This is a genomic window from Aldersonia kunmingensis (assembly GCF_001646865.1).
GTDB lineage: Bacteria > Actinomycetota > Actinomycetes > Mycobacteriales > Mycobacteriaceae > Aldersonia > Aldersonia kunmingensis.
The window spans coordinates 1-5916 of the sequence record NZ_LRRB01000116.1; the positions used below are offsets into that span (position 1 = coordinate 1).

The window sequence follows — 5916 nt, forward strand, 5'->3', positions numbered from 1 at the left end:
CGCTGGTTCGGGCAGCGCGACGGTCGCTCCGAATGGCCGGCCGCGGGAACGCGGATCGAACATGCGGTCGCGGCGACCTTCGAGGCGGGCGTCGCGACGGCAGACCTCGGCGGCCTCGCTTCGACCAGCGAGTTCACCGAGCAGGTCCTTGCACGCGTCCATCGCAGATAACGCGCTGGTAGCAGGGTAAAAGGCCTTGGCCGATATCGGCCCGACACCCACGGCAACCGATTAACGTTCCGTTACGACGTCAGCGGTGCCTGTTCCGCTCGCATAGATTCGGGCGAACGATCCACTGCCGACCGCTTAGCTGGGTCTAGGGCTGGAGGAGCCATGTCTCGTCGTTCGACGTTCGCCCGCAGCGGATTCGTACGCACGCTGTGTCTGGTCGCCGGTGGTGCTCTCGTACTCGCCGGCTGCACAAGCAATACCGAAAACGAGTCCTCCGGCGGAGCGACTTCGACTGTCTCGATCGACGTCGTCAAGGTCGACGAAATCGCGGTGCAGCTACCCGATCGCGTGAAGGGCGCCAACAAGGTCGTAGTCGGCGTCAATACGCCGTACCAGCCGAACGAATTCAAGGATCCATCCGGGAAAATCGTCGGATTCGACGTCGACCTGATGAACGCCGTCACGGCGGTACTCGGGGTCACGCCGGTGTACACAGAATCGGACTTCGACAAGATCATCCCGGCCATCCAGGCCGGCACCTACGACCTCGGCATGTCCTCGTTCACCGATACCAAGGAACGCGAACAGAGCGTCGACTTCGTGACGTACTTCAACGCCGGCATCCAGTGGGCGCAGCCGGCCGGCGGTTCGGTGGATCCGAACAACGCCTGCGGCTTACGGGTAGCCGTGCAAACCACGACCATCGAGGACACCGACGAGATTCCGGCGAAGAGTGCGGCATGCGTCGCCGCCGGCAAGCCGCCGATCCAGAAGATCAAGTTCGACCGGCAGGACGATGCCACGACCGCACTCGTACTCGGCAAAGTCGACGCGATGTCGGCAGATTCGCCGGTGACCGCCTACGCGATCAAGCAGAGCAACGGCAAGCTCGCGCCGGCTGGTGAGGTTTTCGACTCGGCGCCGTACGGCTGGGCCGTCGCGAAGGGTTCCCCGCTCGGACCGGTGCTGCAGCTGGCTGTTCAGCACCTGATCGATGACGGGACCTACCAGAAGATCGCCGAGAACTGGGGTGTTCAGGCCGGCACGATCCAGCAGTCGGTGATCAACGGCGCGGTGAGCTGACTCCGCACTCCGCCGAAATACCTACGGCCGAACAGGAGTAGCCGTGGCACAGACACTCGATTCGGCGACCGAAGGCGACGCGATCGAGGCGGTGCCGCTGCGACACCCGGTCCGCTGGATCGCTGCGACCGTCGTCATCGTGCTGGTGGCGCTGTTCTTGTACGGCGCTGCGACCAACGACGCATTCGCGTGGGATGTCTACTGGCAGTATCTGTTCGACCAGCGGATCAGCTCTGGCGCGGTGACCACGATCGAGCTGACGATTCTCTCGATGGCGATCGCGATCGTGCTCGGCGTGTTGCTGGCGGTGATGCGCCTGTCGCCGAATCCGGTCCTGCGGTCGGTGGCGTGGGTGTATCTGTGGATCTTCCGTGGCACGCCCGTCTACGTGCAGTTGGTGTTCTGGGGGTTGTTCCCCTCCCTGTACAAGACGATCGATGTGGGAATCCCGTTCGGAACGCAATTCGCGCAGTTCGATATTCAGTCGCTGCAGGCGCCGTTCCTGTTCGCGATGATCGGGCTCGGTCTCAACGAGGCCGCATACATGGCCGAGATCGTCCGGGCCGGCGTCAACTCGGTCGGCGAGGGCCAGATGGAAGCGTCCACGGCACTGGGCATGTCGTGGTCGCAGACCATGCGGCGCACCGTGCTGCCGCAGGCGATGCGGGTGATCATTCCGCCCACCGGCAACGAGCTCATCAGCATGTTGAAGACCACGTCGCTGGTCACGGCGGTCCCGCTGAGTACCGAGTTGTACGGCCGCGCGCGCGATATCTCGGGAGTCACCTTCCAGCCGATCCCGCTGCTGATGGTTGCGGCGACCTGGTACCTCGCGATTACGAGCATCCTCATGATCGGGCAGTACTACCTCGAGCGGTACTACTCGAAGGGAATCTCGCGGCAGCTCACCGGCAAACAGTTGCAGGCACTCGCGGACGCGGAGGGCAAGCCGGTGGTGATCCAGCCGCGCAGCGAGGGCGGTCCCGATATCCCGGGAGGGGAGCGTAAGTGACCACTGAGGCGGAGTCCGGCGCGGTGCCGATGGTCAAGGCGGACCGGGTGCACAAGAACTTCGGCGCGCTGAAAGTCCTCAAGGGCATCTCGCTCGAGGTCGGGCGCGGTGAGGTGCTGTGTTTGGTGGGTCCGTCCGGCTCGGGCAAGTCGACATTCCTGCGCTGCATCAACCACCTGGAGAAGGTCAACGCCGGCCGGCTCTATGTGGATGGCGACCTCGTCGGGTATCGCCAGAAGGGCGGCAAGATCTACGAGCTGAAGCCGCGCGAGGCGGCCAAGCAACGCCGCGATATCGGCATGGTCTTCCAGCATTTCAACCTGTTTCCGCATCGCACCGCGATGGAGAACGTCATCGAGGCGCCGACCCAGGTAAAGGGCGTGGGGAAGAAGGCGGCCACCGAGCGCGCTATGGAGTTGCTCGACCGGGTTGGTCTGGTGGACAAGGCTGGCGCGTATCCGGCCCAGTTGTCCGGTGGCCAGCAGCAGCGCGTCGCGATCGCGCGGGCGCTGGCCATGGAGCCCAAGCTGATGCTCTTCGATGAGCCGACGTCCGCGCTCGACCCGGAACTCGTCGGCGAAGTGCTCGCCGTGATGCGCGGGCTGGCCGCTGCCGGGATGACCATGCTCGTCGTCACCCACGAGATGGGCTTCGCGCGCGAGGTCGCCGACCAGTTGGTCTTCATGGACGCCGGCGTCGTTGTCGAGGCCGGTCAGCCGAAGCAGGTGCTCAACGATCCGCAGCACGAGCGGACCAAGTTGTTCCTGTCCAAGCTGCTCTGACTGGGTCCAGGCTCTCGCACACCTAGGGGACCGGGTCGATCTCGATCCACACCGCGCGCGACTGGGCAACCAACTCGTGCTCGACGGTGAAGATCGCGCTTCCGGAGAAGTGCTTGCGGCCGTCCCGGGCGATGTTCCAGGCACTGGCGATGTACTCCGCGCCGGGATGTACCTCCCGCCGCAGATCGCTGGTGAGGCTGCCGAGCACGATCCACTTGCCCTCGGTGGTGTCGAGCGGAAACGCCGAAGGGCAGTCGAGCGCCGCCCAGATGAAGATCGGGGGAACTCGGCCATCGTGGTCGGCGAGGGTGGTGGAGACCTGCCACACGCCCGCTACCGAGTCCCACCGTCCGAGGCGGCCAGGGAAGATCCGCAATCCGTCGTCGGGTTGCCGGTCCGGACCGCAGACGTAACAGCCCGGGAACGGGTGGAACTGTTGGTACATGGGATGATTGGCGATCACCGCACGAGCCTGGCCCAAGGTCGGCGGGTCGGGGGGTTCACCATCGATCTGGCCTGGACGTGCCTCGGCGACGACGGATTCGCCGTCCATGAGCCGCCCGCCGTCGGTGTCGATGTCGATCCGCAATTCGCGGTCGAGGGGTGGCGGCCGGAAAAGGCGCGTCGCAGTGACGCCGGGCAGCCGAGTGCCGAGCAGGCCGCTCGTGTAGCCGCCGTTCGCCGACTCCGGGGGTCCGCGGAAGATCCGATCGATCACCACTGTTTCGGTCTGCATGTCGGTCCTTCCCGACGCGCTAACGGTCGTACTGCCCTGGCTTCGCGACTCAGTCGGCCGGCGTGTTGAGAAACCACCTGTGCCCGAATGGATCTCGAAACGTAGCCACCCGACCCGCCGGTTCGCTGTCCTCCGGGCCGCGGTCCATCGCGACGCCCGCCGCGACTACCCGCGCCGCTAGCGTGTCGACATCCGGCACGGTGAGATGCAATGAGACGGAACTGCCCCGGGTGGGATCGGGCGGTGCCACGCCCGCGCTCTCGAACTCGTCGGCCATCATCCAGCTTGCGCCGCCGACGGCGAGTTCGACGTGGCCGATACGGCCGTCCGGCATCACGATCGGTTCGTAGGTCACCTCGGCACCCATCGCGTCGGTGTACCAGGCGATCGCGGCCCGCGCGTCGGCTACGCACAGGTACGGCGTCAATGTGCTCACGATCGGCTTCCTCGGCGTCGGCTTCTCGGTGAATGGGTACGAATCTAGCCCGGTCATCTGGCCGCCGTGGGTGAACTTGCGCCTCGACGACGCGACCTGATTCCGCCGGATGATCCAGTGCTATCTTAGTGATATCACTTCGATAGCAAGGTGGTGCGTGATGGAGAAGCGGGCATTTCGGTGGAACGGCTTCGCGGTGGTGGCGGTTCTCGTTGTTGTCGTGGCGGTCGCCGCAGTGGCGGTGGCGGTGACACTGAATCCGATAGTGATCGGCGTGGCGGCCTTCCTCGGGGTGCTGGTCCTCGTTGCGGCGTCGGGATTCACCGTCGTGGATCCGAACGAGGCCAAGGTTGTGCAGTTCTTCGGACGCTATGTCGGCTCGGTGTCGGCGGCCGGATTCTTCTGGGTTTTCCCGCTCACGATCCGTCGGTCGATCACGTTGCGGGTGCGCAACTTCGAGACCGCGAAGCTGAAGGTCAACGACGCCGTTGGTAGCCCCGTCGAGATTGCCGCAGTAGTGGTCTACAAGGTGATCGACAGTGGCAAGGCCGCTTTCGCCGTCGATGACTACGAGGAGTACGTGGCCATCCAGTCCGAGGCCGCGGTGCGCCACCTTGCGACCACCCATCCGTACGACTCGCACGAAACCGACGGCGTGAGCCTGCGTGACGGTGCCGAGGTCGCATCCGAGCTGACGGCAGAACTCGGCGACCGCACCGAACTTGCCGGCGTCGAGGTCATCGAGGCACGGATCACTCATCTGGCGTACGCCCCGGAAATCGCGCAGGCCATGCTGGTCCGCCAGCAGGCCGCTCAGGTGGTCGCCGCCCGGACCCGGATTGTCGAGGGCGCGGTGGGGATGGTCGGAATGGCCCTCGACAGGCTCTCCGAACAGGGTGTGGTCGAACTCGACGAGGATCGTCGGGCCGCGATGGTGTCCAACCTGCTTGTGGTGCTGTGCGGCGACCGGGCGACGCAGCCCGTCGTCAACGCCGGGACGCTGTACGGCTGAGTCGTGGCCGAGCGTAAGAAGCTGCTGCTGCGCCTCGACCCTGCCGTCTACGATGCGATCGCGAAGTGGGCGGCGGACGATTTGCGCAGTGTCAACGCCCAGATCGAATTTGCGCTGCGGCGAGCACTCGACGATGCCGGGCGCAAACCGAAAGGTCGATAGCGCCTCAGCGCGCACCTATTGCGGTTGCCGCGCACGCCCAGGCGTGCGCGGCGACCCGAAAGCGTGCGCGGCGAGTGGGAACTACGCCGGCAGTTCGCACACGAATATCGCTGTGCCGGGAGCGATCTCGCCCCGCAGCGGGCTCCACTGGCCCCACTCGGCGGTCAGCCACTCCGGCCAGTCGGGCTCCACGATGTCGAGGAGGACGAGCCCCGCGCCCACGATTTCGCGGACCCGGTCGCCCATCGTGCGGTGATGCGCGACGTAGGTGGGCACCCCGTCCTCGTCACGCTCGACATACGGCGTCCGATCGAAATACGAGATCGAGGCCGTGAGGCCCACCGGGCCGGGGTCGTCCGGGAAGATCCACTGCGTGGGGTGATTCACCGCGAACACCCACCGGCCGCCGGGGCGCAGCACCCGCGCGACCTCACGCATCACCCGCGCCGAGTCGGTGACAAAGGGGACCGCGCCGAACGCCGAGCAGACCGCGTCGAACGAGTCGTCCGCGAAGGGCAGCGA

Annotated in this window: 8 protein-coding genes and 1 pseudogene; 6 read left to right on the forward strand and 3 right to left on the reverse strand. The window is 65.7% G+C overall.

Annotation, left to right across the window (positions count from 1 at the left end; genetic code table 11):
- The 4 genes and pseudogenes from A8G08_RS27065 to A8G08_RS09275 all read left to right on the forward strand — a co-directional run.
- A pseudogene (locus A8G08_RS27065) lies at positions 1 to 171 on the forward strand (isocitrate/isopropylmalate family dehydrogenase); the annotation flags it as partial.
- 162 nt (positions 172 to 333) lie between these two features.
- The gene (locus tag A8G08_RS09265; RefSeq protein WP_068273077.1) at positions 334 to 1254 is read left to right on the forward strand and encodes an ABC transporter substrate-binding protein; all 921 of its coding nucleotides are present in this window, start codon (positions 334 to 336) and stop codon (positions 1252 to 1254) included.
- Positions 1255 to 1297: 43 nt separating this feature from the next.
- Positions 1298 to 2266, forward strand: a complete 969-nt coding sequence (locus tag A8G08_RS09270; RefSeq protein WP_068273079.1) for an amino acid ABC transporter permease — start codon at positions 1298 to 1300, stop codon at positions 2264 to 2266.
- 29 nt (positions 2267 to 2295) lie between these two features.
- Entirely contained in the window at positions 2296 to 3048 is a 753-nt protein-coding gene (locus A8G08_RS09275) for an amino acid ABC transporter ATP-binding protein (protein WP_068273083.1), read from the forward strand.
- A gap of 22 nt (positions 3049 to 3070) precedes the next feature.
- Here the strand turns inward: A8G08_RS09275 and A8G08_RS09280 are convergent, their stop codons facing one another.
- Positions 3071 to 3784: a hypothetical protein gene (locus tag A8G08_RS09280; RefSeq protein WP_084436066.1), complete on the reverse strand. Its 714-nt coding sequence runs from the start codon at positions 3782 to 3784 to the stop codon at positions 3071 to 3073.
- A gap of 49 nt (positions 3785 to 3833) precedes the next feature.
- A complete protein-coding gene (locus A8G08_RS09285) occupies positions 3834 to 4220 on the reverse strand; it encodes a VOC family protein (protein ID WP_068273086.1) in 387 nt (128 codons plus the stop codon).
- A gap of 160 nt (positions 4221 to 4380) precedes the next feature.
- Between A8G08_RS09285 and A8G08_RS09290 the strand changes: the two genes are divergently transcribed.
- On the forward strand, positions 4381 to 5232 hold the full coding sequence (locus A8G08_RS09290; protein WP_068273081.1) for an SPFH domain-containing protein: 852 nt from the start codon (positions 4381 to 4383) through the stop codon (positions 5230 to 5232).
- A gap of 3 nt (positions 5233 to 5235) precedes the next feature.
- Entirely contained in the window at positions 5236 to 5394 is a 159-nt protein-coding gene (locus tag A8G08_RS27425; protein ID WP_169823289.1) for a type II toxin-antitoxin system antitoxin, read from the forward strand.
- 81 nt (positions 5395 to 5475) lie between these two features.
- Here the strand turns inward: A8G08_RS27425 and A8G08_RS09295 are convergent.
- On the reverse strand, positions 5476 to 5916 hold a 441-nt coding region (locus A8G08_RS09295), incomplete at its 5' end, for a class I SAM-dependent methyltransferase (RefSeq protein WP_157108478.1).